General features: G+C 67.2%; 9 protein-coding genes and 7 pseudogenes. 8 read left to right on the top strand and 8 right to left on the bottom strand.

Features of this window, described 5'->3' with window-relative positions:
* Positions 1 to 37 precede the first annotated feature (37 nt).
* From OG568_RS60435 to OG568_RS62065, 3 genes and pseudogenes are all read right to left on the bottom strand, one after another.
* Positions 38 to 621 (bottom strand): annotated as a pseudogene (locus OG568_RS60435) (IS110 family transposase); the annotation flags it as partial.
* A 327-nt stretch (positions 622 to 948) separates the two neighbouring features.
* Positions 949 to 1,863, bottom strand: a complete 915-nt coding sequence (locus tag OG568_RS60430; RefSeq protein ID WP_329538455.1) for a transglycosylase SLT domain-containing protein — start codon at positions 1,861 to 1,863, stop codon at positions 949 to 951.
* 712 nt (positions 1,864 to 2,575) lie between these two features.
* On the bottom strand, positions 2,576 to 2,812 hold the full coding sequence (locus OG568_RS62065) for a hypothetical protein (RefSeq protein WP_443078024.1): 237 nt from the start codon (positions 2,810 to 2,812) through the stop codon (positions 2,576 to 2,578).
* A 135-nt stretch (positions 2,813 to 2,947) separates the two neighbouring features.
* On the opposite strand from OG568_RS62065, the gene OG568_RS60420 reads away from it, so the two are divergent.
* From OG568_RS60420 to OG568_RS60410, 3 genes are all read left to right on the top strand, one after another.
* On the top strand, positions 2,948 to 3,346 hold the full coding sequence (locus tag OG568_RS60420; RefSeq protein WP_329538454.1) for a hypothetical protein: 399 nt from the start codon (positions 2,948 to 2,950) through the stop codon (positions 3,344 to 3,346).
* Positions 3,347 to 3,402: 56 nt separating this feature from the next.
* Positions 3,403 to 4,170, top strand: a complete 768-nt coding sequence (locus OG568_RS60415) for a transposase (RefSeq protein ID WP_329538453.1) — start codon at positions 3,403 to 3,405, stop codon at positions 4,168 to 4,170.
* Between the two features lie 338 nt (positions 4,171 to 4,508).
* A complete protein-coding gene (locus OG568_RS60410; protein WP_329538452.1) occupies positions 4,509 to 5,768 on the top strand; it encodes a peptidoglycan recognition protein family protein in 1,260 nt (419 codons plus the stop codon).
* A gap of 433 nt (positions 5,769 to 6,201) precedes the next feature.
* Here the strand turns inward: OG568_RS60410 and OG568_RS60405 are convergent.
* Positions 6,202 to 6,465: pseudogene (locus OG568_RS60405) on the bottom strand (IS701 family transposase); the annotation flags it as partial.
* Positions 6,466 to 6,791: 326 nt separating this feature from the next.
* Between OG568_RS60405 and OG568_RS60400 the strand changes: the two are divergent.
* The gene (locus tag OG568_RS60400) at positions 6,792 to 8,945 is read left to right on the top strand and encodes a recombinase family protein (protein WP_329538451.1); all 2,154 of its coding nucleotides are present in this window, start codon (positions 6,792 to 6,794) and stop codon (positions 8,943 to 8,945) included.
* 23 nt (positions 8,946 to 8,968) lie between these two features.
* Here OG568_RS60400 and OG568_RS60395 read toward each other — a convergent pair.
* Positions 8,969 to 9,592: pseudogene (locus OG568_RS60395) on the bottom strand (IS701 family transposase); the annotation flags it as partial.
* Between the two features lie 56 nt (positions 9,593 to 9,648).
* On the opposite strand from OG568_RS60395, the pseudogene OG568_RS60390 reads away from it, so the two are divergent.
* Positions 9,649 to 10,614 (top strand): annotated as a pseudogene (locus OG568_RS60390) (ISAzo13 family transposase); the annotation flags it as partial.
* An 86-nt stretch (positions 10,615 to 10,700) separates the two neighbouring features.
* Here OG568_RS60390 and ltrA read toward each other — a convergent pair.
* Complete coding sequence (gene ltrA, locus OG568_RS60385; protein ID WP_329538450.1) at positions 10,701 to 11,963, bottom strand: group II intron reverse transcriptase/maturase; 1,263 nt, start codon at positions 11,961 to 11,963, stop codon at positions 10,701 to 10,703.
* Positions 11,964 to 12,547: 584 nt separating this feature from the next.
* Between ltrA and OG568_RS60380 the strand changes: the two are divergent.
* Together OG568_RS60380 and OG568_RS60375 are read left to right on the top strand one after the other, a co-directional pair.
* A pseudogene (locus OG568_RS60380) lies at positions 12,548 to 13,275 on the top strand (ISAzo13-like element transposase-related protein); the annotation flags it as partial.
* 73 nt (positions 13,276 to 13,348) lie between these two features.
* Positions 13,349 to 13,936 (top strand): annotated as a pseudogene (locus OG568_RS60375) (IS701 family transposase); the annotation flags it as partial.
* 32 nt (positions 13,937 to 13,968) lie between these two features.
* Here the strand turns inward: OG568_RS60375 and OG568_RS60370 are convergent.
* Positions 13,969 to 15,137 (bottom strand): IS3 family transposase gene (locus OG568_RS60370; RefSeq protein WP_329538566.1). Its coding sequence is split into 2 segments (ribosomal slippage): positions 13,969 to 14,864 and positions 14,864 to 15,137, totalling 1,170 coding nucleotides; the frame shifts between segments, so codons are not numbered across the junction.
* A gap of 49 nt (positions 15,138 to 15,186) precedes the next feature.
* Here OG568_RS60370 and OG568_RS60365 point away from each other — a divergent pair.
* Entirely contained in the window at positions 15,187 to 15,978 is a 792-nt protein-coding gene (locus OG568_RS60365; protein ID WP_329538448.1) for a hypothetical protein, read from the top strand.
* Positions 15,979 to 16,033: 55 nt separating this feature from the next.
* Here OG568_RS60365 and OG568_RS60360 read toward each other — a convergent pair.
* Positions 16,034 to 16,441, bottom strand: a pseudogene (locus OG568_RS60360) (transposase); the annotation flags it as partial.
* Between the last annotated feature and the right edge of the window lie 121 nt (positions 16,442 to 16,562).

The following is a 16,562-nucleotide window of genomic DNA, read 5'->3' as shown; positions in this document are numbered from 1 at the left end:
CGAGCAACTCCACACCCCGGTCGCACAACACCCGCCCCTGGGTGTGGCTCTTCCTGCGGGCCCTGCATCGGTTGTAGTAGGCGCGGGTGGCGGGATCGTGCAGGGCGGCGAACGTGGACAGGAACTTCGCCGGGAGGCCAGGTGAGCGGCGGTGGGGAAGCCGGTGCCGTCGCCGACGGTGACCAGCAAGGTGGCGGCGGACCGCGACCCCCGGAAGCGACGTCAGGACGGTGGAAAGAGGGTGAGCCTCCAGCAGTTGTCCGATCTGCGCTTCCAGGGCTCGTCCCTGTTCGTGGACGGCCGCGAGCGAGCGTGCCAGGGAGGGGGCACGACGTCGAGGGGACCGGTGTCCGGGACCACGACGGTCTGCTCTTCGAACACGTCGAAGACGTTGTCGATCAGCCGGGTAGCCATGCGCGGAGCCCTGGGCCGGATCACCTCGCGGCGGCCGGGCTTTCGCAAGCTGGCCGGGGATCCGTAGCGTTCCAGCAGCCAGGTCACCACGGGGTCGTCCAGGCGCGGTCCGAGGACGCGTTCCAGGCTGGGATGGAACTGGGCGAGCAGGCCGCGTATCCGGTTTGAGGTGCGGGTGGCCTCGGCTGCGAGGTCCCGGAGGAAGCCGCCGTCACATACACGTCGTGGCACGCCAGCAGCACGCTGACCAGTCCGCACCGTACGGCGCGGGCCAGTTGGGCTTCGCTGACGGACTCGGCCACCAGCACCATCCGCATGTCGGGGTGCACGCTGGTGCGCGCGGCCGTCTCCATGTCGGTGAGCATGGCGTCGGTGACCTCACCCGCCAGCATTACGAGCACGGACGCGTGAGCGGCCCGGCCCGGTGTGACGACGCGGACGCGGGGGCAGGAACGGAAGTACGCCTCCGCGCCCTCACGGGAGATCGCGTCGTCGGAGAGGTACGCCAACGTCGGTTTCATCACACGGTGTCCTTCACTGCTGCGGAGTCGGGGTGGGTGCAGGCGTCGCGCCCGGTGCGAGCTGCGCTCCGCCGCCGTCGTGGAGGGCGGCCACGCTCCTCAGCTTCCGGGGAATCGGCCCTACGCCCTCCATGGAGGCGAACCAGGTCCGCACCCCGGTGACGTACTTCTGGGCGTCGTCGGTCGGCGGTATCCCCTTTGCCTGGCGCACCGCTTCGAGCCCACCGTGATAGGCCACCAGGGTCAGATCGAGGACGTCGCCCGAGACCTCCTGCCGGTCCACCATGCCGCGGATCTCTCCCGACAGCTCGCACAGGTATTTTCCCTGCGTCTCGATCGAGACGTCGGAGTCGGTCGGGTCCGCGTTCTCCCCGGCGATTCTCTTGAACGCGTCCTGCGGGACCTGGGACATTCCCCGGGCGCCGTCCAGGCCGATGAAATCGTCGTTGAATCCCGACTCGTACTCGATCTGGGAGGCGATGATCACGGGCCCGATGGAATCGCAGATGCCGCCCGCGTCCTTGATGTTGTCGAAGAGTTCGGCGGGGACGGTGCAGGGCTGGTCTCCGTTGTCCTCGGCACCGTCGGGCGGGGTCACCTCCAGTTTCCCGAGGCCGTCCCCGGTGATGATCTTCGAGGCTCTCTCGGAGGCGGCCTCGGGATCGGAGTCCAGAGTGTCCCTCTCCGCCTGTTCGCAGCGCTGCTCGGCGGACGAGAGGTCACTCGTCGGGTCGCCCACACCGGACAGCCCGGAGAACGACAGACCGTGGAAGAACATGTAGATGATGACGATGGGGAAGAGCAGGACGGTGAATCCGCCGAGGATGACAATGGCGCCGATCATGATGACTCCGCCGAACGGAATCGCGAGGCAGCCCATACCTCCCACGGCCGCCGCGACCTTTGTACTCGAACTGGTGCCACTCATCGCTTCACGCTCCTCAACTCCCGCCGAACCGTCCCCGTCCCGCTGACCGACGGGACACCTCATGCGGAGTAACGCGCGCGCCGAGTGGCCAGTTCACTCCGGCGCACCGCCGTACCGCCCCCGGAGGAAGCACCGCCGCAGAAGACGCGCCGCTGTCGGTCCGGCCAGCCGCCGTGCGGAGAAGCGGTGTGAACCAAACCGGACGGCACACCCGTAGCGCCTTGTGCGATGCCCACAAGGAGTCGGAAGTCACGAGGGACGCGGAGAAAGGAGCAGGGCATGCCGGACGAAGACGAGCGGTTGGCCGATTACTACGCTCAGGCAGTGAAAAGCTGGAGGGGGAGCAGGAATCTGAGTCCTGAAGGAGCGGTCTATATTCCAGAGGAGTGGACCCCCGCGGTAGTCGAACGGCTGGCCAAGCAGAGCGTCATGGGATTCCTTGCGTCAAGCGGGGCCCGAGAGCGGAAAATGAACACGGCCCGCGCCGATGTGGACACCTACAGGTTCCAGAAAGTCGTCCTGGACGGCCGGGGAATTATTCATGAGGCGAAGACCGGGCTGGCTACGGTCCGTGCGAACCAGGACCAATTCATCGCAACAATTAGGAGCGGTATCGAGAGTGAAGTGAGTAGTCGGGAAGCGCGTTTCAGGTCCAATGATCCAGGCGACCGGGCGTATATGGAAAGTGCCGCGATGGAGTACCGCTCGAACATCATACAGTTTCCAGGAGAACGTGCATATCACCCGACAGATCGTCGATCAGGAGTTGAAGAACAAGGAACTTCACCGCACCGTCCGCACACAGCACCGCGTCCACCAACTCGAACAATTCGTCGCGCCGCGCGGTCAGGCATGCGTAGAACTCGCCCCGGAAGCGTGATGCCTCCGCCAACGCTTCCCTCCGGACATCAGGCAGCAGACTCACCCTCACGGCCTTCGTCGTGGTCACGTGCACCTTGGTCGGAGCACAGGATCAGACGAAGGCCGCCCCCACGTCCGGCGAATACCCGGGTGAGCGAATCCGTTCGAGATGCCATTCGAGACCGTGGCACCATGTACCGCATGACGACGAACCGAAAGGTCCATGCCGCGTAGGCGGCCAGGACGGATCCGTGCCGGCGGCGTCGGCAGCCACCGGGCAACGGGTGCACGGCCGGTCATCGACGGCCTGTCTTCGCGTGCGCTGTCCGAGATCATCGAACTCGAGCGCACCCGAAACTATCTGCAGCCGGGCGACGTCAGCACGGCTGTGGGCCTGTGGAAGGACTACGTCCACCAGCCCGAGCGTGCTCTGTGGCACGACTACGAGTGGGGCAACGTGCACTGGTACTGCTGCGGCGACCCTCTCGAAGCCCGAGCTCTCCTCGACATCGTGATACAGGCTGTATCGCCACGAAGCGCCCGCGAACTTCGAAAGATCGTCAGCCGGTCAGACGCAGTCTGGAACCTTCCGTCCCCGCCCTACGACGCCGACGGAAGGTAAAGAACAAGCTAGAGGTTGTCCCGTAACCGGTGTGGCTGTTGGGGCGTTGTCCGATCATGGGTGGGGTGATCTCAGCGGATGATCCGAAGTGGATCGAGCCGTTTGTCGGGTTGAGTCCGGAGCAGTTCAACCGGCTCGTCGCGCTGGTGCGCCGGCGCGGTGGTGACATCCAGCGAGGCCGGCCGTGGCGGTTGCCGCTCGAGGACCGGGTGTTGCTGGTGGCGACGTACTGGCGCACGAATCTGACGTTGCGGCAGGTGGCGCCGCTGTTCGGGGTCTCCAAGTCGGCCGCGGACCGGATTCTGGACCATCTCACACCGTTGCTGGCGATCTCACCGGCCCGCCGCAAACGGGAAGACACCGTCTACATCGTCGACGGCACCCTGGTCCCCACGCGAGACCGCAGCATCGCGGCCTCGAGCAAGAACTACCGGTACTCGACGAACCTGCAGGTGGTCATCGACGCCAACAGCCGCCTGGTGGTGGCGATCGGCGATCCGCTGCCCGGCAGTCGCAACGACTGCCGGGCTTTCAGCGAGTCCGGAGTCGACCGGGTCTGCCGCGGTGTCCCCACCATCGCGGATGGCGGCTGCCAGGGCACCGGGCTGCTCATTCCGCACCGAAAACGTCGTGGTCAAGAGCATCTGAGTCCCGTGCAGGAAGCGGAGAACTCGGTCCACCGCCGCGCTCGGGCACGCGTCGAGCACGCCTTGTCCCGGCTGAAGAACTGGAAGATTCTGCGGGACTGCCGACTCAAGGGCAACGGGGTCCACCAAGCCGCACTCGGCATCGCCCGCCTCCACAACATGGCACTCACGGGATAACACAAACCCCATACGGGACAACCTCTAGGTGTCGGTGACGGATCACTGGCGCACCGCGCCCCGGAGCGCCGGAGGCCAGTACGGACCACCGCTCACCACGGGAGCGCGGACAGTGACCCGCCGGCCGGATCGGTCACCCGTCGCTACTACGGGAGCCAACCCGTCACAGTTCGATCCCCCCTCGCGGTTGGCCGGAACCTCACCCCCTGGCTCGAAGTGCGCTTCTTCCGGCTCTGTCACGCCCGCCCTGGGCGCGGAGAGAACAAGTGAACTCGCCTTCCGCGCAGCGCCGTAGGTGTCGATGTACGACTGTCTTGACGAATCTGAGGGTGAAGAGCATGCACGAGGACGACTGGCCCCAGCCAGAGCGCAGCCGATGGATCTCCCGCCGTTGCCTCCTCGCGGTGGCCGGCTCCGTGGCCGCCGGCTCCGTGGCCGCCGGAGTGTCCTTGCTCGGCACGGGCTCCGGTGACGGGGCCGCGGACGGCACAGCGGCACCGGGCGCCCGCTCGGGGCCGCACAGGAACCTGCTGCCCCAGGTCCGCATGGCGAAGACCACCTCGGTGGGGCGCGGTGTGGAGCGGACATCCTTCCCGATCACATGGATCGGTCTCACCTGGACCGGTTCTGCGCACGGCGTGCGTCTGCGGACCTTCGACCAGGACAAGAAACCCGGGGCATGGCAGGACGTCGTCGCGGGCTGTCCCTGTGGCATGAAACCCGGGGCCATGGGTCCCATGAGCCAGGCAATGGTCCCGGGCGACGGCGGCTACGGCTACCAACTCGACGTCAACAGCGACGCGATGGTGATCGAGGCCGTCGCCATCAACGCCGGGCGGTTCAAGCCGCGCGTCGACGCGGCGACGGGCACTCCGCTGCCGACCACGTCCCCGTCCGCCCTGGCCCGCACCTCCGCGTCACCGTCCGCCTCTGCCTCCGCAAAGCCTTCCGCGGCGGGCGGATCACGGCCCCTTTCCTTCCCCCCGAAGGGGCTGGTACACCGGGCGGGCTGGGGCGCCGACGAGGCGAAGCGGCTGACCGCCGACGGCCGGGAGTCGTCGCCCGCCCAGTTCTCCCGGGCCCAGGCGATCACCGTCCATCACACCGCCACCCCTCTCGACGATCCCGACCCCGCGGCCACCGTGCGCGCCATCTACCAACAGCACGCCGTCGCGAACGACTGGGGCGATATCGGCTACAACTTCTTGATCGACCGTCAGGGAACGATTTACGAGGGGCGGTACAGCGGCGAGGACGGGATCCCCGCACATAACACCCGCAACGAGGTGGTAACCGGGTTCCACACCTACGGCTACAACCCCGGCAACATCGGCATCGCCTTGCTGGGGAACTTCGTCAAGGACAAGCCCTCAGCGCGGATGCGCGCCTCCTTGATCCGGCTGACGAGCGCACTCGCCCATCTGCACGACCTCGACCCGAGGGCCCGGATCACCTACCACAATCCCACATCCGGGAGGGTCACCAAGGGGCCCGCTCTCGGCGGTCACCGAGACTGGACGGCCACGGAATGCCCGGGCTCGGCCGCCTATCTGGACCTCGCGGAGATGCGCGAGCAGGCGGCCCGAGCCGCCCGCTGACCCCCCACGCCCACACGACCCACCCGACCCGGTGAGTCGGGCACCCTGGTGCACCGACGATCCGGTGCGGGTCACCGCCGTACCCCCCGGGGGCGTCCGCCGGGCCCGGCACCGAGACCGCAGCCGCCACCACATCGGCAATCCCTGCCCACGCTCGCCCACCAGGGCCACAGGCATCCGTACGCCCAGCTCGCAGCCTTGCCGAAGCAGTGCTTACCGCATCGTCGAAGGCGTTCGGCCTGCTGGACAGAACGCTAGTACTCCAGCAGTACTTCGTGGCTTGACCTGGGGAAACGCCGAGCGGTGGGAGTGTAGCGGGCGGGCAGTTGTCACGGGCGGTTTCTGCCTGTCCGCCCCTCGAAGGAGTGCCCGCGACGGCGGTAGTGGCAGTGGCGGGCCACCGCCTGGCGCCGTCGGCGCCAGCTCGACCAACTCAGCGCGTGAGTGGGGGCACGGGGGTGCCGGGGAGTGCAAGCTGCCAGGAGTCGCCGCACTTCCGCCACGGTGAGTTCGATGACCTCAGCCTCCTCACCAGTGCAGCCCCCTTTTCGCCCTCCTGCGCGGTCATCGCCGTGAGGAAGGCGTGCGCGAGCATCGCGAGCGTGATGTGCCGGTACCAGCCGACATAGCGGCGCACTTCGTACTGGTCCAGGCCGCACTCGTTCTTCGCCGCCTGGAAACACTCCTCAATCTGCCAGCCAGAATGCACACATGAAGGTGTATCAGGCAGTAGACGAGCCGATAATTGCACGTGAGGGGCTTTTGCGGTTGGTCGCGGTGATCGAGCGGCTGCAGGCCCGTGCGAGCGATCAAGCGGAGGCGTCGTCATGGACGACGGAGGGGGCAGCTGCCCCAGATACCGGCCCCGAGGCGGGCGGACGACAGTGTGTGGGCGGCACTGCCGGCGGTGAACCGGCAGGCCGCGCTGTATTGGCTGGCGGCGCTGGTCGGCCGGACTCTTCCGGCGGACACGATTCCCGCGGCCGGGGATCTGGCCGTTCCGAGGGATGAGGGGTCGGCCTCGTGACGGTGTTGATGCCCTGGGAACGGTTGGACGGGAAGGTGACCGGGCGGCATCGCGACGCACTCGCGGTCGTGTACGTACGTCAGTCGACCCGCCAGCAGGTTCTTGACCACGGTGAGTCCACGCGGTTGCAGTATGCGCTGACCGACCGGGCGGTCGCGTTGGGCTGGCAGGCGGGCAGGGTGCTGGTGATCGATGATGACCTGGGCAAGTCCGGGACCAGCGCGATAGCGCGGCCGGGCTTCCAACGCCTGGTCAGTGAGGTCTCCTTGGGGCATGTCGGGCTGGTACTGGGCATCGAGATGTCCCGTCTGGCACGCTCGGGTAAGGACTTCTATCAGCTGCTGGAGCTGTGCGCGCTCTCGGGCGCCCTGCTGGCGGATACCGACGGCGTGTACGACCCCGGTGACCACAATGACCGGATGCTGCTGGGTCTGAAGGGGACGATGTCAGAAGTTGAACTCCATCTGATCAAGCAGCGGATGCAGGCCGGGAAGGTCAACAAGGCCCGCCGCGGCGAGCTGTCGTTCGCCCTGCCGATGGGATATCTGCGCCGTCCCTCGGGCGAGGCCGTCTTGGACCCGGACGAGCAGATCCAGGCCGTGGTCCGACTGGTCTTCGCGAAGTTCACCGAACTCGGCACGCTCTACGGAGTACTGCGCTATCTCGTCGACAATGCCGTTGACCTGCCCATGCGGGCCCGATCCGGACCGGACAAGGGCGAGATTGTCTTCCGGCGTCCCACCCGTCCCACCTTGCAGTGGATGCTGCGCAGTCCGATCTACGCCGGCATCTATGCCTATGGCCGGCGCCGTGTTGATCCGAGGCGCAAGATTCCCGGCCGGCCGGGCAGCGGCAAGACTGTCACCGCCGAGGACCAGTGGCTGGTGATGATCCCGGGCGCATTGCCCGCCTACATCAGCGAGGAGATCTGGCGGTCCAACCTCGCCCGGCTCGCCGCCAACGCTGCCAGGGCCGAGCAGCCCGGCGCGGTCCGACGGGGCACCGCACTGTTGTCCGGCCTGGTGCACTGCGGCCGGTGCGGGACCCGGATGACCGTGCGTTACCACGTCCGGGGCGGCGTGAAGACGCCCGACTACGGCTGCGCTCGCGCGCTCACCGACTACGGCGGCCCACTCTGCCAGAGGATGGCAGGCCGGGGCATCGACATGTTCGTCACCGAGCAGGTCCTGGCCGCCCTCGCCCCGGCCGCCCTCGAAGTCTCCCTGCACGCGGCCGAACAGATCGAGGCCGACCGGGCCCGGGTGGACCGCATCTGGCGCCAGCGCCTGGAACGCGCGCAGATCGCTGCCGACCGGGCCCGCCGGTGTTATCGCCTCGCCGAACCCGAAAACCGCCTGGTCGTACGCCAGCTGGAACACGACTGGGAACACGCCCTCGCCGCCCAGCAGCAACTCCGTGAGGACTACGAACGCTTCACCGCGGCCCGCCCGGCCACGCTGACCCGTGCCGAGCGCGAGGCGATCACCGCAAAAGCGGCCGACGTCCCCGCCCTCTGGCGGGCTGAGAGCACCACGGACACGGATCGCAAGGAACTCATCCGCGCCGTCCTGGAAAAGGTCACCATCGCGATCGTCGGCGAGAGCGAGCAGGTGACCTGCACACTCACCTGGGCCGGCGGGCACACCACCACCGGCACCGCGATCCGCGCCGTGCGCACCTTGGAGCAACTCAGCTACTACCCCCAACTCGTCGCACGCATCCGGGAACTCGCCCAGCAGGGCCACCGGGCCCGGCCGATCGCACGGATTCTGGCCGCTGAAGGGTTCCGCCCGGCCAAGGGCAGCGACACGATCGGTATCCGCGCCATCGAGCACCTCCTGGAACAGCTCGGCTTCCCACCGAACCGCCGACGCCGAGCCGCCACCCCGCCCGGCGAGGAACCCGGGCCCCAGGAGTGGTGGCTCGATGACCTCGCCACAGAACTCGGCATGCCACCGATCACCCTGCACGCCTGGGCAAGCAAAGGCTGGGTCCAGGGACGGCGCCTGTCCGTCCCACCCCACCGCTGGATCCTCCACGCCGACCCCGACGAGCTCGCCGCTCTTCGAGAACGCCGCGCACGCCCACCAGGCTGGTACACCCACCGCTACTGGCAAAACGCCCCGGACGCACCGCCAGCAGACGACTGACGTCTATGTGTGCAGTGTGGTTGACACATCTCGATCGCCCACCGGAGCCCGGCCACCCGCACCAGCACGTCCACACCGACATCCAGCGGCGCATAGCCGAGGTAGTAGGAGATCTCGTCCGGGCGGTTCACGCTGCGCCGTGCCAGCGCCCACCGTCGACGGGTCAGCACGCCGTCCTGGTGGTCGTACTCAGCCACCGGGCGCAACTGCACAGCCGCCCAGTCGTACTCGCGCTGCCCCTTCGCTCCCGCGCCACAGGAACGGCGCTCCCACGCCTGGGCGGGGGCTTGCTCGAACACCCTGTCGATGCGTGGGCCAGCCAGCGAGAACTGGGACTTCGGAACGGCGAGCACGTAGCCGACGCCGGATGTTTCCAGCATCCGGCGGAAGCGGTTGTCCTGTCCGTAGGCGGCGTCCGCCGTCACCCAGGCGATCGGCAGCGGCGAGGACAGTGTCCTGCGGACGATCGTCGCCGCGAGGGTGTTCTTGGTGGCGAACTCCCGCTCGTCGGGTATCTTCGCCGCGCGGCAGCGGTCACGGTCGTCGGTCCAGGACTTGGGCAGGTACAACTCCCGGTCCACCAGGGCGCGGCCGGCCGTGCTGGCGTAGGCGGCGAAGACGCCGATCTGGCAGTTCTCGGTGCGGCCGGGGGCCCGTATTTCAATAAGTGCTCGGCAGAGGGGTGTTGGTGGGAGTCTGAGATATGACCCCGTGTCTGTCAGGCCGCGCTGCCACCCGTGCTCTGCGGACTAAGTTCGAGCAAATCCTGCCGCACTTCGATGAGCGCCGCCGTCGGTTGTACCTGGCCAGTGAGGCGACGGCCCTCGGCCACGGCGGGATCGTCCGGGTCGCCGCCGCCTCCGGCACCAGCACTGCCACCATCGCGCGAGGTATCGCCGAGTTGGCCGGTTGCTCCTCACCGACCCGACGGGTTCGGGCTCCAGGCGCCGGCCGCAAGCGGCTGACAGACACCGACTCCGGTCTGCTGCCCGCGCTGGAGTCGCTGATCGAGCCACACACCCGAGGCGACCCCGTCTCCCCGCTGCGGTGGACCACGCTGTCGTTACGGGCCCTGGCCTCGACCCTCACCACACAGGGCCACCCGATCAGCGCTTCAACCGTCGGACACCTGCTGCACACCCTGGGCTACAGCCTGCAGGGAACCGCGAAGACAACAGAGGGCATCAGCCATCCGGACCGCGATGCCCAGTTCACCCACCTCAATGCCACCGCTACCGAGTTCCTCAACGACGCCCAGCCGGTGATCAGCGTCGACACCAAGGCCAAGGAATGGCTCGGCAACCGGGACCGGCCCGGTCGCACCTGGCGGCCGGGCAAGAACGCGATCAAGGTGGACTGCCACACGTTCACCACCAACGACCAGCCCATGGCGATCCCCTACGGGATCTACGACATTGCCAACAACAGCGGATGGGTCAACGTCGGCACCGACCACGACACCGCCCAGTTCGCGGTGGAGTCCATCCGACGCTGGTGGCAGCACCGCGGACAGGCGGACCACCCGAATGCCGGCAGGCTCCTGATCACCGCCGACTCCGGCGGCTCCAACGACCCCCGCCGCTGGACCTGGAAAAGCAACCTTGCCACCTTCGCACGAGAGAGCGGCCTGGAGATCACGGTCTGTCACCTACCTCCCGGAACTTCGAAAGTCGGGTAGCCGGAGGGAGTCACACCCTCCGGCTCCCACAGATCCGTACGTGACGATCTCTCGTCATACGGCTCTTGTCGTCCTGATCACCAGGCCAAGGAGGGGGAACTGATCCATCTCCACTGCGCGAACATCCCCGGGCGGCGCTTGGCTGCCCTCTGGAAGGCCGCGATGGCCTTCCTCATCGCGCGAAACCGTCTGTACTTGTTGCGTAGCCAGCGCACCAGGTAGGCGTTGATGCGCATCAGAATTGGATACAAGGCCGATCGATAGAACCGGCCGTAGTACTGCATCCAGCCCGCGACGATCGGATTGATCCGCTGCGCGAGTTCTTCCACGGTGAGGTTGACCCGCCGGTGAGGCCGCCAGGAGCGGACCTCCTCGCCGAGTCGTTTGAGGGCGTCCCTGCTGACCGCGGGACGGAACGACCATCTGATGCGGCCGTTCTTGTCCCGCATCTGGCGCTGTTGGAGCGTGAACCCCAGGAACGTGAAAGACGTGTGCTCGTACGAGCCGCGCCGCAATCCGTCCCGGCAGTACACGATCCGGGTCTTGGCCGGGTGCAGACACAGCCCGACCTCGGCCATCCTGTCCGAGAGCGCGGCCAGCACTTGGTGGGCCTGGCGCTCGGTGACGCAGTGCACGACCGCATCGTCCGCATAGCGTTCGAACGAGACAGCAGGGAACTCCCGGGCCATCCAGACGTCGAACGCGTAGTGCAGGAACAGGTTCGCCAAAACGGGAGAAACCGGGGCTCCTTGTGGCGTCCCGCACTTCCGTTCCAGCAGGGTGCCGTCGGGCATCTTGAGCGGGGCAGCAAGCCACCTCCGCACATACAGCTTCACCCAAACGGCGTCGGTGTGCGCTACCACCGCCTTGACCAGGAGGTCCCAGGGCACACTGTCGAAGAACTGGGAGATGTCGAACTCGACAACCCAGTCCCGTTTCCAGCTGCGTTCCCGACACTTCTCCACGGCGTCCAAGGCGGACCGTCCGGGCCGGTATCCGAAGCTGTCCGGATGGAAAATAGGATCCACCCTCCGCACCAGATGCCGGGCCACGACGGCCTGAGCCACACGATCAGCGACGGCGGGAATCCCGAGGGTTCTCTCGCCGCCTCCATGTGGCTTGGGAATGGCCACCGCACGCACCGGCGGAGGAAAGTAGGAGCCCGACGACATCCGGTTCCAGACCTTGTAGAGGTTGTTCTTCAGGTCTTTCTCGAAGTCGGCGATGCTCTGTCCGTCCACTCCCGGTGCCCCCTTGTTAGCCCTGACTTCCTCCCATGCTTCCTTGACTTCCCACTTAGAAATCTCAAACGGCTTGGCCTGCGACTTCAACTGGCTCACCGAACTCCTCCCGGACACCGTCCGGTTGATGCGATCAACTCAGTCACGGACGACCCGGCCCCTTCGCTCCACCCCCGTTATAGGGGCTTCTCCACTACTACGAGCCGGTCCGCCGGCGCGTCCCGCATCGGTACTCGGCCCCTTCACGGCACAACCGCTCGGGGTGCTCCCTCTCGCGCGCCCCTACCAGGACGGGCTGTATCGGTACGCGCCTTCTCCAGTTCCACATGACCGCAGCAGATCAGGTTCACGTCGTCTCCATGCCGGACACCGCCTGGCCAGTCGACGGGCTCCCGCCAGGCTTATCCCGGGACGGTTCCAAGCTCCCCGGTTTTGATGTCGTCGGAATCTTTTCGACACGTCAGCAACGATTCACTTGCGTTCGTCTCCCTGATCCCCACCTGACGCCTCTTGGACGCCTTTTCCTCATCGCTCACCACGACAGTCTTCGGCTAACGCGGCATGAGGCGGTTTGAAGTCTCCCCCCGCAGGGCGACTTCGAAGGGCCAATCCTTCATCGGTCACGCAGCACTGCTTCGAGTAACTCGTCCTACATCGAATTCCCCTCTGCATTCAGGACACACTGGAACAAAATAGAGCATCGTATGTTCTGCCACATCACCGCGAACTGGCGGGGGCGACCGCTGACCAGCTACCAGGTCGTCCTCGAGACCATCGCCGCCACAACAACCAAGACCGGCCTAACCATCGGGGCCGAACTGGACACCGGCAGCTACGACCTCGGCATCAGCGTCACACCCGCCGAGTTCCACACCCTTCCGATCACACCCAACGCCTTCCACGGCGACTGGAACTACACACTGTCTCCCGAGCCACCGCGAACGCCCGACGCGCCGGCAACCACTCACCGGACCGACCCGGCCCTGACCATGATGCTCACCGATCCAGCCCTGACCGGCATGTCACGAACCGCCTTTGAGCATTTGGTGGCGGTCTCGGAACCCTTCTGGGACGCCATGGCCGAGGCGGCATTCCAGCGACGCTTCCACCGCCCACGCAGCTACCGACACCCGCAGACCAGCAGCGTGGACCACACCCACCGGCTCCTGGCAGCCATCCTGCGCCGCCGCAGAGCGGTGACCATGACCTTCCTGGCCCAACTACTGGGCGTCAACCGCACCAACCTGTCCATCCAGTACCAGGACGCAAAACGGCTCCTGGACCTGCACCGGATCCTCGTCACGCCGATACCCGGATCACCCGCCCGCACATTGGAACAGCTACACGCCCGAACAACCCCCGCGGAAACCCGTCGCTGACAGTCTCGGCAGCTGTAGTTCTTGATCGTTGACGGATTCGTGCTGGTGAGCGGCCTGATGGGGTGCCCGCGGGAACGAGTACGGCCACCGCGATGATGATCGTCTGTGACAACAGATCAGGACGCGGTGGCCGTGGGCGCCACGATAGCCGGTGGGGTGTGGAGCGAGTGTTTCAGGGCGGCGATGGCGGCGGTGGCCGCCTGCTTCCCGCGACGGGAGTCGCGGCTGCTGGCCAGGGACATGGCCGAGGCGATGCTGACGGGGCTCGAGACCCGCAACTGCTGGACGCTCGCTGAGGCGTTGGGGCACGCGTCGCCGTCCCGGCTGCAGCACTTCTTGTCCCGCGGCGTGTGGGATCACGACGCCGTGCGCGACCGGACGGCCACCTGGGCGGCCGGTGAACTCGCGGATGACGACGCCGTGTTGATCGTGGACGAGACGGGGGACGAGAAGTCCTCCACCGACGCCGTCGGGGCGGCAAGGCAATACTCCGGTGCGCTGGGCGGGATCGGTCTGTGCCAGGTCGCCGTCCATCTCACCTACGCCTCCGCACGTGGCCATGCCCCGATCGACCGGGCCCTGTACCTGGGCGCCGACTGGGCCGCCGACGAAGAACGCCGCCTGCTCACCCACGTCCCCGACGACGTGGACTTCGCCACCAAGCCCGAACTTGCTGCCGCCATGCTCACCCGTGAAGTTCCCCCGGCGGAGTGGACACTCAACTTCTACGCTGCGAGGGTGATGTCCCGACTGTAGCTCAGGCGCATCTCGTGGGGTGTGAGGTAGCCGAGTGTCGAGTGCAGCCGCTTGCGGTTGTAGTAGACCTCGATGAAGCGGAAGACGTCGGCTCGGGCCGACGCGCGGGTGGGCCAGACGGTGGTCCCTATCTCCGCTTTCAAGATCGCGAAAAATGACTCGGCGGCGGCGTTGTCGTAGCACGAGCCGGTCCGACCAGTGCTTTGCCGCATCCCCAACACCCGTAGTTCGGAGCGGAATTGGGTTGAGGTGTATTCGCTGCCGCGATCGGTGTGGAAGATGCAGCCTTCCTCCGGACCGCCCCTGCCGACGGCCATCCGAAGCGCGTCGACGACCAGGTCGGCGCGGTGGTGTTCGGCCATCGCGTAGCCGATCACCTCACGGGTGGCCAGGTCGATGGCCGTGGCGAGGTAGAGCCAGCCCTCATCGGTCGGCAGGTAGGTAATGTCGCCGACCAGCTTCGTCCCGGGCCGGGCGGCGGTGAAGTCGCGCCCGACCAGGTCGGGAGCCGGCACGGCCCTGGTGTCCGGTCTGGTCAGCGAGCGCCGCCGGCGGGTGATCCCGCGGATCCCGCGCTCCCGCATGATCCGCTCGACCCTCTTGCGGTTGACCGGCCGACCCCGGCGCCGCAGCATCGCGTGCACGCGCGGGGCGCCGTAGGCACGTCCCGACTCCGCGTGGATCCCGGCGATCTCCGCCGCCAGGGCCTCCTCCGCCCCGGCGCGGTCCTCGGCGGCCGGGCGGCCCTTCAGCCAGGAGTAGAAGCCCGAGCGGCCGATCTCCAGTACCCGGCACAGCCGCTTGACGCCGAAGGCATCCCGGTGGTCGTCAACGAAGCGGAAACGGCTCACCGCATCGTCTCTTTCGCGAAATAGGCGGCCGCCTTGCGCAGGATGTCCTTCTCCATGCGCAGCTCGGCGTTCTCCTTGCGGAGCCGCTTGAGTTCCTCGCGTTCGGTCGAGGTCAGCTCGCCGGGCTTGCCCTCACCTCGGTCGGCCTTGTCGCGGTTGACCCAACCGCGCAGCCCTTCGGGGCTGACGCCCAGTTCCCGGGCGATCTCTGTGACCGTCCGGTCCGGACAGGAGCGGACCAGCGCGACAGCGTCACGCTTGAACTCCTCGGTGTACCTGTTGCTCATCTTGCTCTTGCCTGCCACCTGGCTCTGCTCTCCCTGGGCTCACGTCCCAGTGTCCAGGTGTCCAGCTCTAAGGGGGAACTTCACCCGGGCCCGACAGCTGGGCCTGCGTGCACGCTGGTTCGCCGGCGACGAGGTCTACGGCGGGCGCGAACTGCGCCGCAGTGCTCGCCGGCTCGGCTTCGACTACGCCCTGTCGGTCCGCGCCGATCACCAGGTCACCACCCCGGGTGGCCGCTTCACCGCGACCACCCTGGCCGCACGGCTGCCCCGGCGGGCATGGATGCGGATGCTCACCGGTCACGGCCTGAAGGGCGACCGCCACTACGACTGGACCTGGACCGACATCCAGAGCGACGACGCCCCCGACACCGAGGACGACGGGACATCCGTCCTGGTCGTGCGCCGACACCGCTTCACCGGCGAACTCTCCTTCTACCGCTGCTACTCCACCCGACCCGTCACCCTTGCCGGCCTCATACACATCATCTGCACCAGATGGCAGGTCGAAGAGGACTTCCAGCTGGCCAAGGGCGTCACCGGACTCGACCAGGGCCAGACGACCTGCTGGAACTCCTGGATGCGTTGGACCCTGATCAGCATCCTGGCCACCGCCGTCCTGGCCGTCACCCGCGCCCGCACCGCGACCACCACCATGGCCGTCGGCCTCATCCCGGTCAGCGCACGCGAGCTGCTGACCATCCTGCGGGCAACCACCCTGCCCCCGCTCCGCCACGACATCGGCCATGTCCTGCACTGGTCCGCCTGGCGACGCCGTCACCAGGCCATCGCGCAAGCCTGCCACCGGCGCTGGAACAACGTCACCGCCGCCGCGACCACATGACACCACCATGACGATCAAGAACTACAGCTGCCGGGACAGTTATTGAAATACGGGCCCCCAGCGCACCGGAGTATTGCCTTGCCGCCCCGACGGCGTCGGTGGAGGACTTCTCGTCCCCCGTCTCGTCCACGATCAACACGGCGTCGTCATCCGCGAGTTCACCGGCCGCCCAGGTGGCCGTCCGGTCGCGCACGGCGTCGTGATCCCACACGCCGCGGGACAAGAAGTGCTGCAGCCGGGACGGCGACGCGTGCCCCAACGCCTCAGCGAGCGTCCAGCAGTTGCGGGTCTCGAGCCCCGTCAGCATCGCCTCGGCCATGTCCCTGGCCAGCAGCCGCGACTCCCGTCGCGGGAAGCAGGCGGCCACCGCCGCCATCGCCGCCATCGCCGCCCTGAAACACTCGCTCCACACCCCACCGGCTATCGTGGCGCCCACGGCCACCGCGTCCTGATCTGTTGTCACAGACGATCATCATCGCGGTGGCCGTACTCGTTCCCGCGGGCACCCCATCAGGCCGCTCACCAGCACGAATCCGTCAACGATCAAGAACTACAGCTGCCGAGACTGACCAGCCCATTTCACC

Source organism: Streptomyces sp. NBC_01450 (genome assembly GCF_036227505.1).
Lineage (GTDB): Bacteria > Actinomycetota > Actinomycetes > Streptomycetales > Streptomycetaceae > Streptomyces.
The sequence above is the reverse complement of the archived record's forward strand: the minus strand, read 5'-3'. Positions and strand labels throughout refer to the sequence as shown.